The organism is Pseudomonas sp. NFACC02 (genome assembly GCF_900110765.1).
Taxonomy (GTDB): domain Bacteria; phylum Pseudomonadota; class Gammaproteobacteria; order Pseudomonadales; family Pseudomonadaceae; genus Aquipseudomonas.
Genome location: NZ_FOEO01000023.1, coordinates 55,228 through 80,221 on the forward strand (window position 1 = coordinate 55,228; position 24,994 = coordinate 80,221).

Sequence of the window (24,994 nt, forward strand, 5' to 3'; positions counted from 1 at the left end):
ATCAGCGCTAAGCTCGAAGGCCGCCAATCGAATAATTCTGAGCCTCGCCGAGCAGAAAAAAAGTTAATCGTCGTTGCGCTGGGTGGCCGAAAGACAAAGCAATGCGCACCAGGCATTCCGGTCAGTCACGCATGTCGATGACGCTGAGGACCTAGCCACCATGCGAAGAGGCACCACCGTTGTGGGAAATCCCTTTTTAACGCGGTAATTTCCGTCGTTGGCACTTGGAAATTTGTCCGATAAAGCATTAACGCGCTCATCTCGTGCGGTTTTGGATACACCGGCTTGATAAAGCGCGGGCCAACCTCCACCTAGCGACTGTCCGCCGTTCTTTATTCAGGTAGCCACCATGTCCGACGCTCTGTTGATTCCCTGCCCTCATTGCAACGGGCTCAATCGCATCCCCGCAGACCGGCTCGGCGATCAGCCCAAATGCGGGCGCTGCAAGCAGCCTGTTTTGCTGACCAAGCCGTTCAACCTCACTCAAGGCGATTACGCCAGCCAGATCAAAGGCGATCTGCCGCTGTTGGTGGATGTCTGGGCGGACTGGTGCGGGCCGTGCAAGTCCTTCGCGCCCACGTTCGAGCAGGCGGCCACGCAGCTGAGCGGTCGCGTGCGTCTGGCCAAGCTGGACAGTGAAGCCAATCAGCAACTTTCGGCCCAGTTGGGCATTCGCTCAATTCCCAGCCTGATCCTGTTCAAGAACGGCCGCGAGATCGCGCGCCAGAGCGGGGCCCTGCCGCTTCAGCAACTGACCGCCTGGCTTGCCAGCCAAGGGATTTGACAGCCGCTTCGCCAGAGCTTGAAGCACACGACAGCTAGCGATGTAGGCCATTTCTGAAAGCGCTTTTCAGCACGACAATCGTCGACGTCAACGTCTAGGGTTTTCCATTCCCACCGCAACCCTGGAGCAGCAAGCGATGACACAGGCGATCAGAGAAGGCGACGCGACGACAACGGGCGGCACCGTGTTGAAGGCATCGGGAACATTGACCTGGGAGGGCCGCCGTGTCGCTCGTATGGGCGACCCGGTGTGGTGTCCCGAATGTGAGCAGGTCGGGTTCATCGCACAGGGCAACCCGACCTTCATCGACCAGTTGATCGCTGTGGCCACGCACAGACAGGTCGTGAAATGTGGCTGCGCCGACGGGATCAATCGACTGATCGCCAGCCAGGATCAACTGGTGGCCGATATGGACGCGGCCATTGCCATTCCGAAGGATGAGGCCCGTAAGGCGCGCAAACGGGCAGAACAGCTTGGAAAGCTTCGGCGTGAAGCAGAACGCCTGGCCGCTGCCGTCACTGCGCCGTCCTGGTTTCCAGCAATTGATGCAATTCCACGAACTGCTGGCTTAGCTTGTGCCGAGGGTCCAGATGGATCAGCGGCATATTGGCCTGATGCGATTCGCGCATCTTCACCGAGCTGTTGAGGTAAACCGGCAGCACCGGCAGGCCCTCGGCGATCAGTTCGTCGAGGATCTGTTGCGGCAGGCTGGCCCGTGACTGGAACTGGTTGACGATGATCCCTTCCACCTCCAGTTCTTCGTTATGGTCCTCCTTCAGTTCGTCGATTTCCTTAAGCAGACCATAGAGGGCTTGCCGCGAAAAGCTGTCGCAATCGAACGGAATCAATACCCGGTCTGCCGCGATCAACGCCGACACGGCATAGAAATTCAACGCTGGCGGTGTGTCCAGATAGATACGGTCGTAATCCTCATCGAGTTCTTCCAGCAATTTACGCAGCTTGTTGATCTTGTGCTTGGCTTCGAGCTTGGGCTGCAGATCGGCCAGTTCGGCAGTCGCCGTCACCACATGAAGATTCTCGAAGGGCGTCTCGTAGATATCGACCTGGTTTTTCTTCGAGAACGGCCCGGCAGACAAGGTGTGCTTGAAAAAGTCCGCAATGCCCATGGGAATGTCCTCGCCGGTCAGCCCCGTCAGGTACTGCGTCGAGTTGGCCTGAGCATCGAGGTCGATCAAGAGCGTCCGGTGGCCCTCGTGGGCACTCACAGCCGCCAGATTGCAGGCGATGCTTGACTTGCCAACACCACCTTTCTGATTGAACACCACACGCCGCATGTGAAAACTCCCTGTCGTGATACTGATAGACGGCTTGCGATGCCATCTTGTGATAGGTCCCGAGTCTAGGCGTAGAGCGTGACAAGGGCGAGGACATTCAAGCCGATAAGCCCGTAAGACCCAAGCGATCCTGCGCACCTTAATGAAATTTTCCGCTCACCCATTTGCCCAATGCTCGCCTCACGAGGATGATGCGCTTTTGAGGGCATTCAGCGCCTGAACCGCACCGTCACTGAAAGAATCGACTCAGCCGCCTGAAGGTTTCCGCCTTGGCCGGCGCCACTGGAAGGTAATACCCCATGATCCGCGTCATCGTGCTTGCTTGTGCCCTGTTCCTGAGTGCGTGCGCCGTTCACGCGCCAGTGCCGGCACAGTTGCCCCATATCAAGTTCCCGCAGCAGCTCCATGTTCAGCGCGATCAGGGACGGGAGCACGAGGAATTGCGGCTGGACATCAAAAAGCAACGCCATGGTGTGCTGTGCGCGCTGATGGACACCTCGGGCAACCTTCTGGGTCAGCAGCAGCTGAACGAGGAAACCTGGAAAAAGGGTGAAGAACGAGCGCGCGACCGGGAAACTCGAGAACTGTGCGCCGCCGCTCTGTTCGCGTTGACCCCGGAAAGAGATGTGCCCTTCAACTATCCAGGCGTCGAGTTACGGCCCCATGGGCGCAGTCTTGATGAGCGCTGGAGCGTCGATTACGCGAGCGAAGGTTTTTTTCGAATCAGTCTGGATGACGGATTGCGTTACGTCCTCAGCCCGTTGCGAGGCAAAGCCGGTCACTAGCCCTCTGGTGCTCACCCGGTCTTGCGCGTCACCAACTCGACAAACGCCTTCGCCATCGGCGATTTCTGGTCCTTGCGCTGCACCAGCCACACCGCCGAAGTCGCTTCCGGGTCAAGCAACGTTCGATACACCACGCCGTCAATTCGCATGCGTTGATACGACGCGGGCAGCACGGTCACGCCCAAACCTGCTGCCACCAGGCCAATAATGGTCATCGCCTCGCCCGCTTCCTGAGTGAACATCGGGCTGAATCCCGCCTCCCGGGCCAGGCTCAGGAGCTGCGCATATAATCCGCTGCCGTAGCTCCGGGGGAAGAACACGAAAGGCTCCGTCGCCAGTTCCTTGAGGTACATGCCTTTTTCGCTGCCGCCTGCCAGAGGGTGATCAGAACGGAAAACAGCCACCAGCGGCTCGCGCAACAGTTCCACCGCCACCAACGAGTCCGGTAACGGCAAGGGTCGCATGATGCCGACCTGCATCGACTCGTCCTCAAGCCGTTCTGCAACCTCTTTGCTGCTCATTTCCTGCAAAGCCAAATGGACTGCAGGGTACCATTGCCGAAAAGCAAAGATCGCCTGAGGGATGCTGGAGGTGAACGGAGCAGATGCGGTGAAGCCGATCTTCAACTCGCCTAACTCACCCAATTGCGCACGTCGAGCCACGTCGGAAGCTTTTTCGACCTGTGCCAGTACCAGGCGCGCTTCGTCGAGGAACAGTCTGCCCGCCTCGCTCAGTTCCACTCGTCGGTTGGTTCGCTCGAACAGGCGCGCGCCCAGCTCTTGCTCCAGCGCCTGGATCTGCTGGCTCAGCGGTGGTTGCGAGATGCCCAGCACTTCGGCGGCGCGTCCAAAATGCAGCTCTTCGGCAACGGCGATGAAGTAACGCAGATGACGTAATTCCATGGCGATCCTATTAGGTCGTAAAACCTATCAAACGGGTCGAACAATATATTGGAAAGGATCGTTAGCCAGCTATATTCTTTTCCCATTGCCGCCCCGCTCCCCCTGAGGTCCACCGTGAATACTGCTGCATCCCCCGCCGCGTCCGCGTCTGAAATGATCGAAGCCGCTATCCCGCTGGGCGATACCTACATCGAAAAAGACACCCCTGCTTTCATTCGCACTGTCCTCGCCCTGTTCTCGGGCGGCTTCGCCACGTTTGCCCTGCTCTATTGTGTGCAACCCATGATGCCGGTGCTGTCCCGGGAGTTTTCGATTAACGCGGCACAGAGCAGCCTGATTCTGTCGGTGTCCACCGCCATGCTCGCCATCGGCCTGTTGATCACGGGGCCGATTTCTGACCGTCTGGGCCGTAAACCGGTGATGGTCTTCGCGCTGTTCTCAGCCGCCTTTTTTACCCTCGCAAGTGCCCTGATGCCGACGTGGGAAGGCGTGTTGGTGACTCGTGCGCTGGTCGGGCTTTCGTTGAGCGGGCTGGCAGCGGTGGGCATGACCTACCTGAGCGAAGAGATTCATCCACAGCACATCGGCCTGGCCATGGGCTTGTACATCGGCGGCAACGCCATTGGCGGCATGAGCGGGCGGGTGGTCACAGGGGTGCTGAGCGATTTCGTCAGTTGGCACACCTCGCTGTTGATCATGGGCATGATCGCCCTCGGCGCTGCCGGCCTGTTCTGGAAGTTTCTCCCGCCCTCGCGCAACTTCCGTCCCAATCCACTGAACGCCCGTAACCTGCTGGACGGGTTCGTCCTGCAGTTTCGCGACGCAGGCCTGCCGTGGCTGTTTCTCGAAGGGTTCCTGCTGATGGGGTCCTTCGTCACCCTGTTCAACTACATCGGCTATCGTCTGCTGGCCGAGCCCTACAACCTCAGCCAGGCGGTGGTGGGGCTGTTTTCGGTGGTGTACCTGTCGGGTATCTACAGCTCGGCCAAAATCGGCGCGCTGGCCGACAAACTGGGTCGCCGCAATGTGCTGTGGGCTGTCATCGGTTTGATGCTCGCGGGTCTGGTACTGACCCTGTTCACCCCGCTGTCCATCGTGATCATCGGTGTACTGATGTTCACCTTCGGCTTCTTCGGCGCTCACTCGGTCGCCAGCAGCTGGATCGGCCGCCGCGCCATCAAGGCCAAGGGCCAGGCGTCCTCGCTGTACCTGTTCAGTTACTACGTTGGCTCAAGCGTCGCGGGAACCGGCGGCGGTGTGTTCTGGCATTACGCCGGCTGGAACGGCATCGGCGTGTTCATCGGCATCCTGCTGCTGGTGGCCCTGGGTGCAGCACTGAAACTGGCACGCGTGCCGCCCTTGGCGGTGAATGTGCAGGTTTAATGGTGGGGGCGTTTTCGTACAAAACGTTGCTTCGTTTCACATCGTTCATATCTACATCGCCCGACAGCAAAGCGTGAACAACTAATCCACGCTTTGCTGCTATGATCAGAACATTCCAACACAAGGGCCTTAGGGCTTTTTTCCATACGGGAACCACCAAAGGGATTCGCGCAGATCATGCAAAGCGCCTTCGATCCATCTTGTTGGCTCTGGATATCGCCATGTGCCCTGATGAATTGAGTTTGGCAGGTCTGAGGCTGCACCCGCTGAAAGGTGATCTGGATCAGTACTGGTCAGTCTGGGTCAGCGGGAACTGGCGAATTATTTTTAGATTTATCGAGAATGATATCGAGCTGGTCGACTATCTCGATTACCACTGACAGGAGTCCTTTGCATGAGAATGCATAACCCTCCACACCCCGGTGAAATGATCCAGGAAATGCTGCCGGAGTTGAACATCAAGATCACCGAGATGGCACGTCGGCTTCATTTCTCCCGCGAAATGTTGTCTCGGGTCATCAACTGCCGCGCCCCCATAAGTCCGGACCTTGCGGTCCGACTGGAGCGAGCAGGGTTGAGTACTGCACGCTTTTGGCTGGCCGCGCAGATGAGCCATGACCTATGGCAGGCAGAACACCGTGAGCATCCATCCATCACTCCAATGTATACCCGCCCCACATTCACCGCAGTTTGACACCCCATACAAAAACGCCCGGTAAATCCGGGCGTTTCTGTGTCTGACGTTCAGCGCTTACTGGTGGTACTTCGCCGACATCTCATGCACCGCTTCGATGAAGGCTCCCGCGTTCGCCGGGTCGACTTCCGGCGTGATGCCATGACCAAGGTTGAAGACGTGGCCGGTGCCGCTGCCGTAGCTGGCGAGGATGTTCGAAACCTCCTGGCGGATGGCCTGCGGGTTGGCGTAAAGGACGGTCGGGTCCATATTGCCCTGCAGCGCCACTTTGCTACCGACACGACGGCGGGCTTCGCCGATGTCGCAGGTCCAGTCCAGGCCTAGCGCGTCGGCACCGGCGTCGGCGATGCTTTCCAGCCACAGGCCGCCGCCTTTGGTAAACAGGATGACCGGCACTTTACGGCCGTCGTGTTCGCGAATCAGGCCGCTGACGATCTTGCGCATGTAGGCCAGCGAGAATTCCTGATAGGCCGCTGCCGACAGGCTGCCACCCCAGCTGTCGAAGATCTGGACGGCTTGCGCGCCCGCCAGGATCTGACCGTTAAGGTAAGCAGTGACGGACTGCGCCAGCTTGTCCAGCAGCAGGTGCATGGCTTGCGGATTGTCGTAGAGCATCGCCTTGGATTTGCGGAAGTCCTTGGACGAGCCGCCTTCGACCATGTACGTCGCCAGGGTCCACGGGCTGCCGGAGAAGCCGATCAGCGGTACACGTCCGTTCAGTTCGCGACGAATGGTGCTGACGGCGTCCATCACGTAACCCAGGTCCTTCTGGGCATCGGGGATCGGCAGTGCTTCGATGTCGGCCAGGGTGCTGACGGTTTTCTTGAAGCGCGGTCCTTCACCGGTTTCGAAATACAGACCGAGGCCCATGGCGTCCGGCACGGTGAGGATGTCGGAGAACAGGATCGCGGCATCCAGCGGATAGCGCTCCAGCGGCTGCAACGTGACTTCACACGCGAACGCAGGGTTCATGCACAGGCTCATGAAGTCGCCGGCCTTGGCGCGGCTGGCGCGGTATTCCGGCAGGTAGCGACCCGCCTGGCGCATCATCCAGACCGGCGTGACGTCAACGGGTTGCTTGAGGAGGGCGCGAAGGAAACGGTCGTTCTTCAGGGCAGTCATGGCGGCATCCGCAAAAAAAGTGCGGGCATTTTCTCAGACACCAACGCAAAAGGCACGGTAAGTACCGCGCCTTTTGTCTATGGGGGTGATTTGTCGCATGAGAGCGATGCAACCTTTAGGAGCGCGCTTGCCCGCGATTGCATACGTTCAGACACTCAATGGGCGACTGAACCAACGCGTTCGCGGGCAAGCGCGCTCCTACAAATTGGCGTGTTTACACGCCCAGGTAATCCAGAATCCCTTCAGCCGCATTGCGCCCTTCGAAGATCGCAGTCACCACCAGGTCTGAACCACGAACCATGTCGCCGCCGGCGAAGATCTTCGGGTTGCTGGTCTGGTGCTTGAACTTGCCTTGTTCCGGCGCAACCACACGGCCCTGGCTGTCGGTGTCGATGCTGAACTGCTCGAACCATGGTGCCGGGCTTGGGCGGAAGCCGAACGCGATGACCACGGCGTCGGCCGGGATGATCTCTTCGGAACCCGGAATCGGCTCAGGGCTGCGACGACCACGAGCATCAGGTTCGCCCAGGCGGGTTTCAACGACCTTGACGCCTTCCACCTTGTCTTCGCCCACGATGGCGATCGGCTGGCGGTTGTAGAGGAACTTCACGCCTTCTTCCTTGGCGTTTTTCACTTCCTTGCGCGAACCCGGCATGTTTTCTTCGTCGCGACGATACGCACAGGTGACCGACTTGGCGCCCTGACGGATCGACGTGCGGTTGCAGTCCATCGCGGTGTCACCGCCACCCAGCACGACGACTTTCTTGCCTTTCATGTCGACGAACGCTTCCGGCGACTTCTCGAAGCCCAGGTTGCGGTTGACGTTGGCGATCAGGAAATCCAGCGCGTCATGTACACCCGGCAGGTCTTCACCCGGGAACCCACCCTTCATGTAGGTGTACGTGCCCATGCCCATGAACACGGCATCGTACTCTTCGAGCAACTGCTCGACCGATACGTCCTTGCCGACTTCGGTATTGAGACGGAACTCGATACCCATGCCGGTGAAGACTTCGCGGCGATTGCTCAGCACGCTCTTTTCGAGCTTGAACTCGGGGATACCGAAGGTCAGCAGGCCGCCGATTTCCGGGTTCTTGTCGAAGACGACCGGGGTCACGCCACCGCGTACCAGCACGTCGGCACAGCCCAGACCCGCAGGACCGGCACCAATGATGGCGACACGCTTGCCGGTTGGCACGACGCGGGACATGTCCGGACGCCAGCCCATGGCGAACGCCGTATCGGTGATGTACTTCTCTACCGAACCGATGGTTACAGCGCCGAAGCCGTCGTTTAGGGTGCACGCACCTTCGCACAGACGGTCCTGCGGGCACACACGGCCGCAGACTTCCGGCAGGGTGTTGGTCTGGTGCGACAGCTCGGCCGCCGCGAGGATGTTGCCCTCGGACACCAGCTTGAGCCAGTTGGGAATGAAGTTGTGCACCGGGCACTTCCATTCGCAGTACGGGTTACCGCAACCCAGGCAGCGATGAGCCTGATCGGCCGATTGCTGGGGTTTGAAGGGTTCGTAGATCTCCACGAACTCTTTCTTGCGTTGACGCAACAGTTTCTTCTTCGGATCTTTGCGCCCGACATCGATGAACTGGAAGTCGTTACTCAGACGTTCAGCCATGTTGTTAAAACTCCTGACTGCAGCCTCAAGCGCCATGCTTGAAGCTGCAAGAAAATCATGTTCGCAGGCACTCGCGCGCTGCCGTTAGCTTGCGGCTTGAAGCTTGCCGCTGACAGCTGCCCTTATTGCGGATTTGCGCGGGTGCTGGACAACAAGGATTTCAGGTTTGCAGCCTTAGGCTTCACCAGCCAGAAACGACGCAGGTAGTCATCCAGGTTTTCCCAGAGATTACGGCCCCACTCGCTGTCGGTTTCCGCCACGTACTCGGCCAGTACACGCTCCAGATGGCTGCGATAGGCTTCCATCGCTTCGCCGCTGATGCGCTGGATTTCAACCAGTTCATGGTTAACCCGGTCAACGAAGGTGTTGTCCAGATCCAGCACGTAGGCGAATCCACCGGTCATGCCCGAACCGAAGTTGTAACCCGTCTTGCCCAGAACGCAGACGAAACCACCCGTCATGTATTCGCAGCAGTGATCGCCAGTGCCTTCCACCACGGTATGAGCGCCAGAGTTACGCACCGCGAAACGCTCGCCTGCGGTTCCGGCAGCAAAAAGCTTGCCGCCCGTGGCACCGTACAGACAGGTGTTGCCGATGATGGCGCTGTCCTGGGTTTTGAACGGGCTGCCTTTCGGCGGCACGATCACCAGCTTGCCGGCGGTCATGCCTTTACCGACGTAGTCGTTGGCATCGCCTTCCAGGTACATGTTCAGACCACCGGCGTTCCACACACCGAAGCTCTGGCCGGCAGTGCCTTTGAAGCGGAAGGTCACCGGGGCGTCTTTCATGCCCTGGTTGCCATGCAGCTTGGCGATCTCGCCGGAAATCCGCGCACCGATGGAGCGGTCGCAGTTGCAGATATCCAGTGCGTATTCGCCGCCGGACTTGGACTCGATGGCCGACTTGGCCATTTCGACCATCTGCTCGGCCAGCAGGCCCTTGTCGAACGGCGGGTTGCGGTCGACCAGGCTGAACTGAGGCTTGTCGGCAGGAATGTGATCGCTGCCCAACAGTGGCGTCAGGTCAAGGTGCTGCTGCTTGGCGGTTTCGCCCGGCAGGATGTCCAGCAGGTCGGTACGGCCGATCAGTTCTTCCAGCGAGCGCACGCCCAGCCTGGCCAGCCACTCGCGGGTTTCTTCAGCCACGTAGGTGAAGAAGTTGATCACCATGTCGACGGTGCCGATGTAGTGATCCTTGCGCAGCTTCTCGTTCTGAGTCGCAACGCCGGTCGCGCAGTTGTTCAGGTGGCAGATACGCAGGTATTTGCAGCCCAGCGCGATCATTGGCGCTGTACCGAAGCCGAAGCTTTCAGCGCCGAGGATGGCTGCCTTGATGACGTCCAGGCCGGTTTTCAGACCACCGTCGGTCTGTACCCGAACCTTGCCGCGCAGGTCGTTGCCGCGCAGGGTCTGGTGGGTTTCGGCCAGACCGATTTCCCACGGAGCACCCGCGTATTTGATCGACGACAGCGGCGATGCACCCGTGCCGCCGTCGTAGCCGGAGATGGTGATCAGGTCGGCGTAGGCCTTGGCCACACCGGCAGCGATGGTGCCCACACCCGCTTCTGCCACCAGCTTGACCGAAACCAGCGCCGACGGGTTGACCTGCTTGAGGTCAAAAATCAGCTGCGACAAATCTTCGATCGAATAGATGTCGTGGTGCGGCGGAGGCGAAATCAGGGTCACGCCCGGCACTGCATAACGCAGCTTGGCGATCAGGCCGTTGACCTTGCCACCCGGCAGTTGACCGCCCTCGCCCGGCTTGGCGCCTTGAGCGACCTTGATCTGCAGCACGTCGGCATTGACCAGGTACTCAGGCGTCACGCCAAAACGGCCGGTCGCGATCTGCTTGATCTTGGAGCTGCGGATGGTGCCGTAGCGCGCCGGATCTTCACCGCCTTCACCGGAGTTGGAGCGCGCGCCCAGGCGGTTCATCGCTTCGGCCAGCGCTTCGTGAGCTTCAGGCGACAGCGCACCCAGCGAGATACCCGCCGAGTCGAAACGCTTGAGGATCGCTTCCAGCGGCTCGATGTCGTCGATCGACAGCGGCGTATCGAGCTCCTTGACCTTGAACAGGTCACGAATCATCGACACCGGACGATTGTCCACCAGCGCGGTGTATTCCTTGAATTTGCTGTAGTCGCCCTGCTGCACGGCGGCTTGCAACGTCGCGACCACATCAGGGTTGTAGGCGTGGTATTCGCCACCGTAGACGAACTTCAGCAGGCCGCCTTGCTGGATCGGCTTGCGCGGGCTCCAGGCTTCACCGGCCAGCGCCTTCTGTTCGTCTTCGATGTCGACGAAACGCGCGCCTTTGATGCGGCTCGGCACGCCACGGAAGCTGAGGTCGCAGACTTCTTCGGACAGACCGATGGCTTCGAACAACTGCGCACCGCGATACGACGCGATGGTCGAGATGCCCATCTTCGACAGGATCTTGAGCAGGCCTTTGGTGATGCCTTTGCGGTAGTTCTTGAAGACTTCGTACAGATCGCCCAGGACTTCGCCAGTGCGGATCAGGTCGCCCAGCACTTCATAGGCCAGGAACGGATACACCGCGGACGCACCGAAGCCGATCAGTACCGCGAAGTGGTGCGGGTCACGCGCCGTCGCGGTTTCGACGAGAATGTTGCTGTCGCAACGCAGGCCTTTTTCGGTCAGGCGGTGGTGAACCGCGCCGGTGGCCAGCGATGCGTGGATCGGCAGTTTGCCTGGCGCAATGTGGCGGTCACTCAGCACGATCTGGGTGCGACCGGAACGCACAGCCTCTTCGGCCTGATCGGCCACGTTGCGCACGGCCGCTTCCAGACCGATGCTCTCATCGTAGTTCAGGTCAATGATCGCGCGGTCAAAACCTGGACGGTCCAGGTTCATCAGCGAGCGCCATTTGGCCGGCGAAATGACCGGAGAGCTCAGAATCACGCGCGAGGCATGTTCCGGCGACTCCTGGAAAATGTTGCGCTCGGCACCGAGGCAGACTTCCAGCGACATGACGATGGCTTCACGCAGCGGGTCGATCGGTGGGTTGGTGACCTGCGCGAACTGCTGACGGAAATAGTCATAGGGCGTGCGTACACGGCGCGACAGCACGGCCATCGGCGTATCGTCGCCCATGGACCCGACCGCTTCCTGACCTTGTTCGCCCAGCGGACGCAGCACCTGATCGCGTTCTTCGAACGTGACCTGGAACATCTTCATGTACTGCTTGAGCTGATCCGGGTTGTAGAACGCCGAACCGTGATCGTGATCTTCCAGAGTGGCCTGGATGCGCAGCGCATTCTTGCGCAGCCACTGCTTGTAGGGGTGGCGCGACTTCAGACGGCTGTCGATGGCATCGGTGTCGAGGATCTGGCCGGTTTCGGTGTCCACGGCGAAGATCTGACCCGGTCCGACGCGGCCCTTGGCAATGACGTCGTCCGGGGTGTAGTTCCACACGCCGATTTCCGAAGCCAGGGTGATATAGCCATTCTTGGTGGTGACCCAGCGCGCCGGACGCAGACCGTTACGGTCGAGCAGGCAGACGGCATGACGACCTTCGGTCATTACGATACCGGCCGGACCGTCCCACGGTTCCATGTGCATGGAGTTGAACTCATAGAAAGCCCGCAGATCCGGGTCCATGGTTTCAACGTTCTGCCATGCAGGCGGCACGAGCATGCGCACGCCGCGGAACAGGTCGATACCGCCTGTTACCATCAGCTCCAGCATGTTGTCCATGCTCGAGGAGTCGGAACCCACACGGTTGACCAGCGGGCCCAGCTCGTCGAGGTCCATCAGTTCATTGGTGAACTTGGTGCGACGAGCCTGCGCCCAGTTGCGGTTACCGGTGATGGTGTTGATCTCGCCGTTGTGCGCGAGGAAGCGGAAAGGCTGAGCCAGCGGCCATTTTGGCAGGGTGTTGGTCGAGAAGCGCTGGTGGAACACGCAGATCGCGGTTTGCAGACGCTCGTCGTTAAGGTCTGGATAGAATGCCGTGAGGTCACGCGGCATCATCAGGCCTTTATAGATGATGGTCTTGTGCGAAAAGCTGCAGATGTAGTGGTCGGTGTCGGCAGCGTTGGCCACCGATGAACGGCGACGGGCGCAGAACAGTTTGATCGCGAATTCCTGATCGCTCAGGCCTTCGCCACCGATGAACACCTGCTCAATCTTCGGTAGACGCTCCAGCGCCAGACGGCCCAGTACGCTGGTGTCGATCGGCACTTCGCGCCAGCCGATCAGGGTCAGGCCCTCGGCCAGGATTTCGCGGTTCATGTTCTCGCGAGCGGCTTTCGCCTTGGCATCGTCCTGGTTGAGGAAGACCATGCCCACACAGTACTGGCGCGGCAGTTCGACGCTGAAATGCTCTTTGGCCACGGCGCGCAGGAACATGTCGGGTTTTTGAATCAACAGCCCGCAACCGTCACCGGTCTTGCCGTCGGCGTTGATCCCACCACGGTGGGTCATGCAGGTCAGGGCTTCGATAGCCGTCTGCAACAGGTGATGACTGGGCTCGCCTTGCATATGGGCGATCAGGCCGAAACCACAGTTATCCTTGAATTCTTCTGGATGGTACAGACCTGCTTTCATAGACACATTCTCACCAGGCTGCCTCTCAACGAGACAAATTTCTTTTCAATTCAACCATTTACCGTCCACGCTGAACGTACGCCAGCTTTGCGGGAGCAAAAGGGAGGTCATTGTACACACCGACACAAAACCTCACAAATTTGGCGACGAAACGTCGCAAACTTATGTCGCATTTATGAAAGGTTTTAAAGCGATTCTCGTGCTAGCCAGAGCTTTATTGAGAGTCTGACCAAACAGCACCCGAATTTCAATGCGTGTCTGAGACGCAGACACCACAAGGCGCGCTGCTCCTTGGCAGCACGCTCATGCGGGAAGTTCGGGGGAGCTAACCGAGCGACCTGGATAAGGCCGCTGCGTCATCAGCGAGCGGCGGCAAGTTCCTGTTGGATACTGCCGACCGTACGGGGCCAAGGTTTACCAGCCTGAACCTTCGCTGGCAAGACTTTGATGGCGGCAAGTGCCGCATTGCGGTCTGCAAAACTGCCGTAAGTCACGACATACAGCGGCTTGCCCTGCAGGGTTTTCTTGAAATAACGGTACTCGGCCCCTTGCTCTTTCACGTAGTTCTGAGCGGTGGCCTCGGAGCTGGTACCCAGGATCTGCACCACGTAGTGTGTCGGCGCCTGACCGGCATACCAGGATCCGCCGGACGAAGCTGGAGCAGCAGCCGGTTTGGCGGCAGGCGCTGGCTTGGCGGTAGCGACTTGAGCAGGCGCCGGTGCCGGCTTCGCGGCAGGTGCCGGTGCAGGAGCAGGTTTGGCGGCGGGCGCAGGACGCGGCGTCGGCACCGGGGTTTGCGCCATCGAAGGTGCAGGGCCCGCTGCAGCGCCAGCCGGCGGCGCGGTGGTCGTGACGGTCGGCGGCTGTAATGGCTGATTGGCGGCTGGGCCACCGTCCTCGCCATCGCCTTCGCCCGAACCCGCTGCTTCGGCCAGCGGACCGCGCATGACGGGCTGAGAATTCCCGACCAGCGGTAGCGGCATTGGCTGTGAGTTGCCAGCGAACTCGATGGCCGGCCCCCCATTGTTCGATTGCTGCGCAGGCGCTTGACCCTGGCCCAGCGGCAGTTGTGCCTGGGAATTGGCGGGTGCTGTCGCTGGCGCGTTGTTACGGCCCGGGATCAACCAGGCGGCCAGAACGGCTGCAACCACAACCCCACCCAAAGCCAACACGTGTTTCTTAGGCATTTTGAACCCCATACTTGGACGCTTGACCGCAGAGCGGCTGGCGATCATGGCTTCGATCATCGAATCGCGCGCAACCTGGTTGATCGCGCCCGGCCATCCATTGGATTGCTCGTGAATATCGGTAATCTGCTCGGCACTGAACAGTTCGATGCCTTGGCCAGCACCTTCCAGGCGCTGTGCCAGATACTCACGGGTTTCTTCTTCGGTATACGGTGCAAGCTCGATAACGTGGAAGCGCTCTTCTTCAGTGCCGCTCTCGGCGCACAACTGATCCAGACGATCGATGATCGATGCCTCGCCGAACAGGAAGACGTGCGGACGCCCTTCCGGGGTGCCCGCCGCCAATCCCAACAACGCTTCGAGTGCGGATTCGCCCAGTTGTTCGGCATCGTCCACGAGGATATAGACTTCCTGCCCGGTCAGGCCCAACTGCACGACCTGCGACAGGATGGGTTTCATTTCGGGCTGGGCCACACTCAGCGCCTGAGCCACCTGGCGCAGCACGCCCGAAGCGTCACCGGCACCACGGGCGGACACCACCACGCTCTGCACAGACTGCTTGTTGGTGCTCGCGACCAGCGCCTGCCGCAGCAAGGTCTTGCCACTGCCGTGAGGCCCCGTGACCAGCAACAGCAACTGGCTGTAGCGGGCGAGATGGTGCAACTGTCCCAGCACCGGTTTGCGCTGGGCAGGGAAAAACTTGAAGCCGGGGACCCGCGTGGCAAAGGGGTCATGACTCAATTGGTAATGACCGAGGAAGGCCTCATCGGCGTGCAAACTAGTCATGGAGTTCTCATTAACCTCTAAGCTGATCCACCAAGGCGCGGTAATCCGCAACCAGTGTGGCCTGTAGTACTTCTTTTGGATATTCGTCAGTCACCACCGCTTCGCCCATCCGGCGCAGCAGGACCAGGCGAAGACGACCATCGATCACCTTCTTGTCTACCGCCATGTGCTCAAGGAAATGCTCAGGCGTCATGTCTTTGGGCGGGACCACCGGCAAGCCGGCGCGCAGGAAGAGACGGATACCTCGGTCTCGCTCCTGCTCGCTGATCCAGCCCAGCCGTGCCGACATCTCCAGCGCCATCACCGTACCCGCAGCGACGGCTTCGCCATGCAACCAGACCCCGTACCCCATGTGGGTTTCGATGGCATGACCGAACGTATGCCCCAGGTTCAGGGTGGCGCGCACGCCCGACTCGCGCTCGTCCGCGCCCACGACCGCAGCCTTGGCCGCGCAGGAACGCTCGATGGCGGTTGTCAGGGCAACCTGATCAAGGCTGCGCAGCTTGTCCACATTCTCTTCGAGCCACGTCAGGAACGGCTCGTCACAGATCAGACCGTATTTGATGACCTCGGCAAGCCCGGCCGACAGCTCGCGTTCAGGCAGGCTGTTCAGCGATGCCGTGTCGATGAGGACGGCGTTTGGCTGATAGAACGCACCCACCATGTTTTTGCCCAGCGGATGGTTGATCCCGGTCTTGCCGCCCACCGAAGAATCGACCTGAGAAAGCAACGTGGTCGGAATCTGAATGAAGTCCACTCCACGCTGATAACAGGCGGCGGCAAAACCCGCCATGTCACCGATCACACCGCCACCCAGCGCAATCACGGTCGTGCGACGGTCGTGGCGCGCAGTCAGCAGGGCGTCGAAGATCAGTTGCAGCGTTTCCCAGTTCTTGAAGGCTTCGCCGTCCGGAAGAACGATCGGCAGAACGGTGTAACCGGCAAGCGCTTGAGTCAGGCGCTCCATGTACAACGGCGCAACGGTGGCGTTGGAAACGATCGCCACCTGTTTGCCGGCAATGTAGGGCTTGAGCAGTTCGGGCCGATCCAACAAGCCTTCGCCAATATGAATCGGGTAGCTGCGCTCGCCGAGCTCGACCTTGAGTGTCTGCATGTGTCCCCACACTGTTCTGACAATTGGATGCCTGTTCGACGTTCAGGCGTCGATACGGACCACGGCGCAAGACCATTTGGCGGCCCCGCTTTTTATGGTCGCCGAGGATAGCGCATTTCTGCCTGCGCTTTAACGGGGAGGAAGCTCGGCCAACAGCGCAAGGATGTCAAGAACGACCATACGCGGTGGCCGCTCATCGGTTTCGATGATGACATCGGCGATTTCCCGGTATAGCGGATCGCGAATGGCCAGCAATTCACGCAGTACCCGCGCGGGGTCTGCAGTTCGCAGCAGAGGCCGGTTGCGATCACGTGAAGTCCGTCCCACCTGCTGTTCCACCGAGGCGTGCAGGTACACCACCCGCCCGCCAGCATGCAGGGCACGCCGGTTTTCTTCACGCATGACGGCGCCACCACCGGTCGCCAGCACCACGCCATCAAGGGCGCACAGCTCGGCAATCATGGCTTGTTCGCGATCACGAAAGCCCGCTTCCCCTTCCTTATCGAAGATCCACGGGATATTGGCGCCCGTTCGCAGTTCGATTTCCTTGTCGGAATCCTTGAACGGCAGTCGAAGCTCTTTGGCCAGCAGACGACCGATGGTGCTCTTGCCAGCCCCCATCGGTCCCACAAGTATTAAATTTCGCACAGAATCAACGACTCACAGCAATCGCCTGGTTGTTCATGATACGCGGAGTGAGGAACACCAACAGCTCGGATTTTTTCTCCGAGACCACATCCCGCCGGAAAAGGCGGCCAACATACGGCACATCGCCCAAAAATGGCACCTTGTCGACGACTTTACTCTGCGTATTCGAGAACACGCCACCAATGACGATCGTTTCGCCATCCGCCACCAGAACCTTGGCGTTGACTTCGTTTTTCTTGATCGGCGGCACCCCGAGCACGGTATTGACGTAGTCAGGCTCATCCTTGGTGACTTTCACCTCCATGATGATGCGGTTGTCCGGCGTGATTTGCGGCGTCACCTCCAGCGACAGCGAGGCTTCCTTGAACGACACCGAGGTCGCGCCGCTGGAACTGGCTTCCTGATACGGCACTTCCGTACCTTTCAGGATCTTCGCGGTTTCCTTGTCCGAGGTCACGACCTTGGGTTGCGACACCACTTCACCGTTGCCGGTTTTTTCCATGGCCGACAACTCAAGATCCAGAATCGTATTGTTGGTCAGAAAGCCCAGGCCAATGGACGATGTCGGGTCGGCCACCCCCAGGTCAACGTAAGGCCCGTTGGTGTTACCAGCGCCTGTCACCGTGCCACTGCCACCGGTGGTGAAGTTGCCACGGCTACTCGAACCACCCCAACGCACACCCAATGCCTTGTCGTAATCGACGTTGGCTTCGACGATGCGCGCTTCGATCATCACCTGACGCACGGGAATATCCAGTTGGGAAACGATACGACGCAGCTCGTCCAGACGATCCTGGGTCTGATAGGCAATGATGTTGTTCGTGCGCTCATCGACCGTGATCGAACCCCGTTCGTCGGTCTTGGAGTCGCCGCTGGTCACGGACTGGAACAGCTTGGCGATGTCAGCGGCCTTGGCGTAGTTCACCTGTAGCAGCTCACGACGAAGCGGCGCCAATTCAGAAATCTGCTTCAGCGATTCCAGTTCCTGGCGCTCACGCGCGGCAATTTCATCCGCCGGAGCCACCAGCAGCACATTACCGACCTTGCGCTTGTCCAAACCTTTGGTCTTGAGCACCAGATCCAGCGCCTGATCCCACGGCACGTTCTGCAGGCGCAACGTGATGCCGCCCTGAACAGTGTCGCTGGCGACCAGATTGAGGTTGGTGAAGTCGGCGATCAGCTGCAACACGGAGCGAACGTCGATGTCCTGGAAGTTGAGGGACAGCTTCTCACCGGTGTACACCAGCTTTTCGGCGTTACGACGCTGCACATCCTCGTTGGTCAGCGGACGTACGCTGATGGTCAGCTTGTTGTCGGTCTGGTACGCCGAATAGTCGAACGCGCCGGAAGGCTCGATGGAAATACTCGCCTTGTCGCCTGTGACACTGGCGTTGACGAACTGAACCGGGGTGGCGAAATCCTTCACATCAAGGCGTACACGCAGGGGTTCAGGCAGTTGGGTCTTGGCGAAATCGACACGGATCTTGCCGCCCTGCTCCTGAATGTCCGGGGCAATGCCCGGATCGCTCAGTTCGATGACGACGTTACCCTCACCCAGTTCGCCGCGCTGAAAATCGACGTTTTTGACGGACCTCGGACCGGGTGCGTACGAGCGAGGAGCCGGCCGGGCTTGCGCTGCCGCAGCAGGAGGAACACTTACCCGCGCAGCCCCCTGTGCAGTGCTGGGTTGAGAACCTTGTGCCGCAGCGGCGCCCTGTCCCACCACCACGAACAGGTTGTTACCGTCGACCCGCGAACTGTAAGGCGCGAGGGTGGTGAGGTTGATGATCACGCGCGTGCGATCCTTGGCCTCGACCACCACGACACTGTGCGCGTTGCCCGAGCCTAGGTCGCGGCTCTTGATTGCCAACTGACTGGTCACACCGGGCAAGTCCAGCGCGATCCTCGCCGGTTGCTCAGTGGTGTAACCGCGCGGTGCGGCCACCGGACCGTCGAAGGACAGTTTCAACTCGACCCGATCCCCCGGCAATGCAGCAACGTCCAGCGTCTTGAGGTTGGCCGCCTGGAGAATCGGTGAAAGCATCGCCATCCATAGCGACACGCCGATCATTGAAAGAATCCTAGTCATGTTTACATTCCACCACTGTGCAGACCCGAAGGTGTTTCGCTTGCTTGTCGTCTTCATGAGCGTTCTTTAAGGGAAATACTGCGCGGCCGCTCCAGCCACGCCCCTTCTCCGTCAGGCACGATTTCTATCACCTGCACCGCCGACTCGGTGATGCCGACGATCCGGCCGTCATTGCGACCCAGATAGTCACCCACCTTGACCCGGTGAACGCCACCGGCACCACGCAGCAAGGCGAACATACCGGTTTCATTGCTCAAAGTGCCGACCATTTCGAAACCATCGATGTTGAAGCCTTCCAGGAACTGCTTGACCCGCGTCGGGTCCGGCTGAACCAGTCGGGAACCTTTCTGCCGGTTGACCAGATCGACTTTTATCGGCGGCTGGAACGGACTGCGCAGACTCGCCGCTGCATACGTGAAGGCTTCGTAGGGACGGAACTTGGGCATAGGCTCGATGGTGCCGACCGGACGGGCCCGCACCTCGGCCATGAACTGCTTCAAGTCATCGAAATCACCCGAACCGTCACACCCGGCCAACGCCATCAACGTGACGCCGATGCACACCCAATGCACGGTCCTCATTTCGCGGGCCCCTTGTTGTCAGCGCTCTGGAGTCCCTTGTCGTTGTAGCGATAGGTTTTGGCGAGAATGCTCATGCGCAGTTTGCCGGGGGACTTGGGGTCCACCGGTTTGATCTCGAAATCGTGCAGGGTAACGATGCGTGGCAGACTCGCCACGCCGCTGACGAAGGTCGCCAGGTCGTGGTAATTGCCCGTGACGGTGATCTGGATCGGCAACTCGATGTAAAACTGCTGAGCAGCCTCAGGCAGCAGCTTGATCTCCTCGAACTCCAGGCCACTCCCAAGCCCTGTACGCGTGATGTCTTCCAGCAATCCCGGCACTTCGGTGTCGCTGGGCAACTGCCGCAACAAGGCGCCGAAGGTGTTTTCCATCTCTACCATCTGGGTTTTGTAGGCGGTCAGGTTCGCGGCTTGAAAGGCCTTGTTGGAGAACTGCTCCTTCAACGTGGCCTCATCGGTACGTGCCTGATCCAGTTGCGCCTGCATGTCCTGGATGTAGAAAAAGTAACCACCGGCCAGCACCAACACCAAGAGCAACGCGCCAGCAATGGTCTTGACCGCCGCCGGCCAGGAACCGACGTTATTGAAGTCCAGGTCGTTGATGTCGATCTTGCGCAGGCTGTCCAGCCATTCATTCATATTCATGGCTTGCCTCCATCGACAGCAGGCTGGGTCTGACGCACGGTCAACTGGAAGGTGTTGGACTGATCGACCGTCCCCGCGGTATTGGCTTTCACCTCGGTCAGACTGGGGGCTTCCAGCCAATCGGACGCGTCCAGATTACGCAGCAGGTCCGACACACGATTGTTCGACTCGGCCGCGCCGGCGATGCTGATCAGCTTGTCGGTCATCTTCACTTCGGTGAAATACACGCCGTCCGGGAGTGTGCGAGCCAGTTGATCGAAGATGCGGCCAATGATCGGCCGATTGCCCTGCAGGTCTTGAATGATCTTCATCCGCTCAAGCAGTTGCTTGCGCCGTGCCTTCAGCTCACCAATCTCTTTGATGCGCGCATCGAGCTGAACGATTTCGGTCTTGATGAACTGGTTGCGAGCGTTCTGATGGCTGATTGCACTGCTCAAATATTGATCAGCCAGCAAAATAGCCCCTACACCGGCCACCAAGACGCCGACGAGCGCTATCAGAAAGCGTTTTTTGCGCTCTTCGCGCAGTTGCTCGCGCCAGGGGAGTAAGTTGATCCGTGCCATCAGTCGAAGCTCCTCAAAGCCAGACCGCACGCGATCATCAGTGCCGGAGCATCACTGGCCAGCGCACCGGCGTTGACCTTGGCGCTCAACGCCATTTCGGCAAACGGGTTGGCCACCATGGTCGGCGTGCCCAGGCGCTCCTGGATCAAGCGATCAAGACCGGCAATGGAAGCCGTCCCGCCCGCCAGCATGATGTAGTCGACGCGGTTGTACTGGCCAGCCGCGAAGAAGAACTGCAGCGACCGGGAGACTTGCTGAACCACCGCATCCTTGAAAGGTTGCAGAACCTCGCGCATGTAGTCATCCGGCAACCCGCCCTGCTTCTTGGCAAGCCCTGCTTCGCCCACCGACAAGCCATAGCGACGCTGAATTTCCTCGGTCAACTGACGTCCGCCAAACAATTGCTCGCGGGTATAGATGATGCGGCCGTTGTGCAGCACGCTGAGGGTGGTCATGGTAGCGCCGATGTCGATGACGGCCACCGTCAATTGATCGTGGTCCCGCCCAAGCTGGGCCGAGAGCAGACCAAAGGAGCGTTCCAGCGCGTAGGCTTCGACGTCGACCACGCGCGCGGTCAGGCCGGCCAGCGCCAAGGCAGCTTCGCGCACTTCGACGTTTTCCTTGCGGCAGGCCGCCAGAAGGACCTCTACCCGCTCGGGGTTGCGAGCGGAGTAGCCCTGCACCTCGAAGTCGATGGCGACTTCTTCAAGCGGATAGGGAATGTACTGGTCGGCCTCGATCTTGAGCTGGTTTTCCATCTCATCGTCAGAGAGGCCGGCGTCCATCTCGATGGTCTTGGTAATGACGGCCGAACCCGCGACAGCAACCGCCGCGATTTTGACGTTGCTCTTGGCTTTGACCAGCACACGCGTCAACGCATTGCCGACGCCTTCGAGCTCGGCAATGTTCTTCTCTACCACCGCGTTCGCGGGGAGCGGTTCTACCGCGTAAGACTCAACCTTGTAGCGGGTACCGGAGCGGCTCAGTTCAAGGAGTTTTACCGAGGTGGAGCTAATATCGATCCCTAGAAGGGTATTGGCCTTCTTACTGAAGAGTTCGAACACAACCGATTCCCTATGCGTTTCCGTCACTTACGGATAATTTTTTGTCCAACGCTACTGTCGGCAGCCTTGACAGTAGCGCAAATAACGCTCGACGACGAAAAATGCTTATAATGCCCAGCGTTTTTTTCGTGTACCAAAGCTTCAAGGCGTGTTCATTTGTAAATGCCTGCGCTTAACTCATTCTTTTTTCTGGAAATCCAAAAGCCTTGATACGCCTGCTGAAGTTTTTCTGGTGGTCCTTTGTCGCTATCGTCTGCGGGCTGCTGCTCGGTCTGAGCGGCGCCTTCCTTTACCTGTCGCCGAACCTGCCTTCGGTCGACGCGCTGCGCAATATTCAGCTGCAAATCCCGCTGCGGGTGTTCAGCAGCGATGGCAAGCTGATTGCGGAGTTCGGTGAAATGCGCCGTTCGCCAATCCGTTTCGCCGATATTCCACCCAATTTCATCAATGCGCTGCTGTCCGCCGAAGACGATAACTTCGCCAACCACTATGGCGTCGACCCCGGCAGCCTGATGCGTGCCGCCACTCAACTGGTCAAGAGCGGTCATATTCAATCCGGCGGCTCGACCATTACGATGCAGGTCGCCAAGAACTACTTCCTGACCAGCGAGCGCAGCTTCTCACGTAAAACCACCGAGATTCTCCTGGCCTTGCAAATCGAGCGCCAACTTACGAAGGACGAAATTCTCGAGCTCTACGTCAACAAGATCTACCTGGGCAACAGGGCCTATGGTATCGAGGCCGCAGCACAGGTTTATTACGGTAAATCCATCCGCGACCTGAGCGTGGCGCAGATGGCGATGATCGCCGGTCTGCCCAAGGCACCGTCACGATTCAACCCACTGGCCAACCCGGTGCGCGCCAAAGAGCGCCGCGACTGGATTCTGGGCCGCATGTTCAAGCTAGGCAAGATCGACCAGAACACCTATCAGACAGCACTGGCCGAGCCGATCAATGCCAGCTACCACGTTCAGAGCCCTGAAGTGAATGCGCCGTGGATCGCCGAAATGGCCCGCGCCGAAATGGTTGGCCGTTACGGCAGCGAAGCCTACACAGAAGGTTTCCGCGTCACCACCACCGTGCCGAGCAATCTTCAGGAGGACGCCAACAAGGCGGTGCAGGATGGCTTGATCGAATATGACCAGCGCCACGGCTACCGCGGCCCTGAAAGCCGATTCCCGGGACTGACCCGGGATGGCTGGACGCAAGAACTGACCAAGCAGCGTCCGATCAGCGGTCTTGAGCCAGCCATCGTCACGCAGGTCGACAAAACCGGTATTCACGTGCTGACGCGCAATGGCGAGAAGGAAGAAACCGTTGCCTGGGACAGCATGAAGTGGGCGAAGGCATTCCTGAATACCAACAGCGTCGGCCCCAATCCGAAGCAGCCATCGGACGTCGCCCACGTCGGCGATCTGGTCCGCGTCCAGCGCCAGCCCGACAACTCGCTCAAGTTCAGCCAGATTCCACTCGCCCAGAGCGCACTGGTGTCACTGGATCCGCAGAACGGCGCGATCCGCGCCCTGGTCGGTGGTTTCTCCTTTGAGCAGAGCAATTACAACCGCGCCATGCAGGCCAAGCGTCAGCCGGGCTCAAGCTTCAAGCCGTTCCTCTACTCGGCGGCGCTGGACAATGGTTACACCGCCGCAAGCCTGGTGAACGACGCCCCGATCGTGTTCGTTGACGAAGCCATCGACAAGGTCTGGCGCCCCAAGAACGACACCGGCACCTTCCTCGGTCCGATCCGTCTGCGTGAGGCCTTGTACAAGTCACGCAACCTGGTGTCGATCCGACTGCTACAGAGCCTGGGCGTCAACACCGCGATCAACTACATCACCCGTTTCGGCTTCAACAAGGCCGACCTGCCGCCTAACCTTTCGCTGGCACTGGGCACCGCGACGCTGACACCGATGGAAATCGTCAGCGGCTGGAGCACCTTCGCCAATGGCGGTTACAAGGTCACCCCGTACCTGATCGACAAGATCGAGGACCGTGAAGGCAAGACGCTGTTCGTCGCCAATCCGCCAACCGTTCCGGCCAACGATCCAAACCCGAAAGCGGTGAGCGAAGCGGCGATCAGCGACGCCTCGACCTTCGCCGCCCCGGAAACACCCGCCCTGACTGCCAATACGGCCCCGAATGCGCTGGACACCAGCGGCGCACCACCGGCGCCGGCCGTGGCGCCACGTATCGTCGACGGTCGCACAACCTACATCCTCAACAGCATGCTGCAGGATGTCATCAAGCGCGGCACAGGCAGACGTGCGCTGGCGATGAACCGTCCGGACATCGCGGGCAAGACCGGTACGACCAACGACTCGAAGGATGCGTGGTTCTCGGGCTACAACGGCGACTACGTGACCACCGTCTGGACGGGCTTCGATCAGCCGGAAAGCCTCGGTCGCCATGAGTTCGGCGGCACGGTCGCGCTGCCTATCTGGATGAGCTACATGAGCGCCGCGCTCAAGGACAAGCCACCGCACGTGCAAGCAGAACCTGACGGCATCCTCAGTCTGCGCATCGATCCGGTCAGCGGCCGCTCGGCCACGCCAAGCACGGCAGGCGCATTCTTCGAGCTGTTCAAGAGCGAAGACACTCCGCCAAGCGTCAACGAACTCAACGGCAGCCCCGCACCGGGCAGCCCGTTGCCCGCCGACGAGTCAGCGCCGATCGATTTGTTCTGATCCGTACAGGAGCCAGGCCGCGCCCTAACACTATCTCTGCTTCGGACGGTATCGATATTCAAGACGGCCCGCGGCTTTTGATTCTGGCCGCAGGCCGTAGCAACTGTCTTCCTCACATCACATGTGCAACCTACTCGGAGGCTTCTGTCCGCAAGGCGTAGGAGCGTGGCTTGTCCCGCGATCTGGCGCGAAGCGGCAGCAAAGTCAGGCGACCCGGTTATGCCTGACACTCCGCATGCACCGGTTTTGCTGCCGGTTCCCGGCAGATCGCGGGACAAGCCACGCTCCTACAGTCGAAGCCAAACTCAAGACCCACAAAAAAGCCCTGCATCTGTGCAGGGCTTTTTGTTTGTCGCTCAGCTATCAGCCGTTAAACACTTCATCCACGCTGTTCAGCGGGTAATGTTTCGGGTACGGCAGGGTGGCTACGCCGCTCTCGATGGCCGCCTTGGCCACCGCGTCGGAGAT

Annotated in this window: 19 protein-coding genes and 2 pseudogenes; 7 read left to right on the plus strand and 14 right to left on the minus strand. The window is 59.7% G+C overall.

Going from position 1 to position 24,994, the window contains the following annotated elements; translation table 11 throughout:
• Positions 1-349: 349 nt before the first annotated feature.
• Together trxC and BMY73_RS28905 are read left to right on the plus strand one after the other, a co-directional pair.
• The gene (gene trxC, locus BMY73_RS18215) at positions 350-784 is read left to right on the plus strand and encodes a thioredoxin TrxC (RefSeq protein ID WP_092408811.1); all 435 of its coding nucleotides are present in this window, start codon (positions 350-352) and stop codon (positions 782-784) included.
• 136 nt (positions 785-920) lie between these two features.
• Positions 921-1,259, plus strand: a pseudogene (locus BMY73_RS28905) (PAAR domain-containing protein); the annotation flags it as partial.
• Between the two features lie 40 nt (positions 1,260-1,299).
• Here BMY73_RS28905 and BMY73_RS18225 read toward each other — a convergent pair.
• A complete protein-coding gene (locus BMY73_RS18225; RefSeq protein ID WP_062379197.1) occupies positions 1,300-2,079 on the minus strand; it encodes a ParA family protein in 780 nt (259 codons plus the stop codon).
• Between the two features lie 299 nt (positions 2,080-2,378).
• Between BMY73_RS18225 and BMY73_RS18230 the strand changes: the two genes are divergently transcribed.
• Positions 2,379-2,864, plus strand: coding sequence for a hypothetical protein (locus BMY73_RS18230; RefSeq protein ID WP_092408813.1), 486 nt, complete (start codon positions 2,379-2,381; stop codon positions 2,862-2,864).
• Positions 2,865-2,875: 11 nt separating this feature from the next.
• Here the strand turns inward: BMY73_RS18230 and BMY73_RS18235 are convergent, their stop codons facing one another.
• Positions 2,876-3,766 carry a LysR family transcriptional regulator gene (locus BMY73_RS18235; RefSeq protein ID WP_092408815.1) on the minus strand — a complete coding sequence of 297 codons (891 nt, stop codon included), beginning with the start codon at positions 3,764-3,766 and terminating at the stop codon, positions 2,876-2,878.
• 153 nt (positions 3,767-3,919) lie between these two features.
• Between BMY73_RS18235 and BMY73_RS18240 the strand changes: the two genes are divergently transcribed.
• The 3 genes from BMY73_RS18240 to BMY73_RS18250 all read left to right on the plus strand — a co-directional run bounded on the left by BMY73_RS18240 (position 3,920) and on the right by BMY73_RS18250 (position 5,843).
• Positions 3,920-5,149, plus strand: coding sequence for an MFS transporter (locus BMY73_RS18240; protein WP_092408817.1), 1,230 nt, complete (start codon positions 3,920-3,922; stop codon positions 5,147-5,149).
• A gap of 101 nt (positions 5,150-5,250) precedes the next feature.
• Entirely contained in the window at positions 5,251-5,529 is a 279-nt protein-coding gene (locus tag BMY73_RS18245) for a type II toxin-antitoxin system RelE/ParE family toxin (protein WP_092408819.1), read from the plus strand.
• 14 nt (positions 5,530-5,543) lie between these two features.
• A complete protein-coding gene (locus BMY73_RS18250) occupies positions 5,544-5,843 on the plus strand; it encodes a HigA family addiction module antitoxin (RefSeq protein WP_062379207.1) in 300 nt (99 codons plus the stop codon).
• 57 nt (positions 5,844-5,900) lie between these two features.
• Here the strand turns inward: BMY73_RS18250 and hemE are convergent, their stop codons facing one another.
• The 11 genes from hemE to BMY73_RS18310 form a co-directional block, all read right to left on the minus strand.
• Positions 5,901-6,965 carry a uroporphyrinogen decarboxylase gene (gene hemE, locus BMY73_RS18255; RefSeq protein WP_074751575.1) on the minus strand — a complete coding sequence of 355 codons (1,065 nt, stop codon included), beginning with the start codon at positions 6,963-6,965 and terminating at the stop codon, positions 5,901-5,903.
• A 214-nt stretch (positions 6,966-7,179) separates the two neighbouring features.
• Positions 7,180-8,598 (minus strand): FAD-dependent oxidoreductase, encoded by a 1,419-nt coding sequence (locus BMY73_RS18260; protein WP_062379211.1) that lies wholly within the window; start codon positions 8,596-8,598, stop codon positions 7,180-7,182.
• Between the two features lie 122 nt (positions 8,599-8,720).
• Positions 8,721-13,166 (minus strand): glutamate synthase large subunit, encoded by a 4,446-nt coding sequence (gene gltB / locus BMY73_RS18265; RefSeq protein ID WP_092408821.1) that lies wholly within the window; start codon positions 13,164-13,166, stop codon positions 8,721-8,723.
• Positions 13,167-13,525: 359 nt separating this feature from the next.
• The gene (locus BMY73_RS18275) at positions 13,526-15,139 is read right to left on the minus strand and encodes an AAA family ATPase (protein ID WP_092408823.1); all 1,614 of its coding nucleotides are present in this window, start codon (positions 15,137-15,139) and stop codon (positions 13,526-13,528) included.
• 10 nt (positions 15,140-15,149) lie between these two features.
• On the minus strand, positions 15,150-16,253 hold the full coding sequence (gene aroB, locus BMY73_RS18280; protein ID WP_092408825.1) for a 3-dehydroquinate synthase: 1,104 nt from the start codon (positions 16,251-16,253) through the stop codon (positions 15,150-15,152).
• Positions 16,254-16,382: 129 nt separating this feature from the next.
• Positions 16,383-16,901, minus strand: coding sequence for a shikimate kinase AroK (gene aroK / locus BMY73_RS18285; RefSeq protein ID WP_062379218.1), 519 nt, complete (start codon positions 16,899-16,901; stop codon positions 16,383-16,385).
• A gap of 4 nt (positions 16,902-16,905) precedes the next feature.
• Entirely contained in the window at positions 16,906-18,990 is a 2,085-nt protein-coding gene (gene pilQ, locus BMY73_RS18290) for a type IV pilus secretin PilQ (RefSeq protein WP_092408827.1), read from the minus strand.
• 53 nt (positions 18,991-19,043) lie between these two features.
• The gene (pilP, locus tag BMY73_RS18295) at positions 19,044-19,571 is read right to left on the minus strand and encodes a type 4a pilus biogenesis lipoprotein PilP (RefSeq protein WP_092408829.1); all 528 of its coding nucleotides are present in this window, start codon (positions 19,569-19,571) and stop codon (positions 19,044-19,046) included.
• Positions 19,568-20,215 carry a type 4a pilus biogenesis protein PilO gene (gene pilO, locus BMY73_RS18300; protein ID WP_092408831.1) on the minus strand — a complete coding sequence of 216 codons (648 nt, stop codon included), beginning with the start codon at positions 20,213-20,215 and terminating at the stop codon, positions 19,568-19,570. Before pilO ends, pilP begins: the two co-directional genes overlap by 4 nt.
• Entirely contained in the window at positions 20,212-20,778 is a 567-nt protein-coding gene (locus BMY73_RS18305) for a PilN domain-containing protein (protein WP_092408833.1), read from the minus strand. Before BMY73_RS18305 ends, pilO begins: the two co-directional genes overlap by 4 nt.
• Positions 20,778-21,842 carry a pilus assembly protein PilM gene (locus BMY73_RS18310; RefSeq protein ID WP_092408836.1) on the minus strand — a complete coding sequence of 355 codons (1,065 nt, stop codon included), beginning with the start codon at positions 21,840-21,842 and terminating at the stop codon, positions 20,778-20,780. Before BMY73_RS18310 ends, BMY73_RS18305 begins: the two co-directional genes overlap by 1 nt.
• 209 nt (positions 21,843-22,051) lie before the next feature.
• Here BMY73_RS18310 and BMY73_RS18315 point away from each other — a divergent pair, with 209 nt between their 5' ends.
• Positions 22,052-24,526: a penicillin-binding protein 1A gene (locus BMY73_RS18315; RefSeq protein ID WP_371914987.1), complete on the plus strand. Its 2,475-nt coding sequence runs from the start codon at positions 22,052-22,054 to the stop codon at positions 24,524-24,526.
• Between the two features lie 363 nt (positions 24,527-24,889).
• Here the strand turns inward: BMY73_RS18315 and BMY73_RS28040 are convergent.
• Positions 24,890-24,994 (minus strand): annotated as a pseudogene (locus tag BMY73_RS28040) (malate dehydrogenase); the annotation flags it as partial.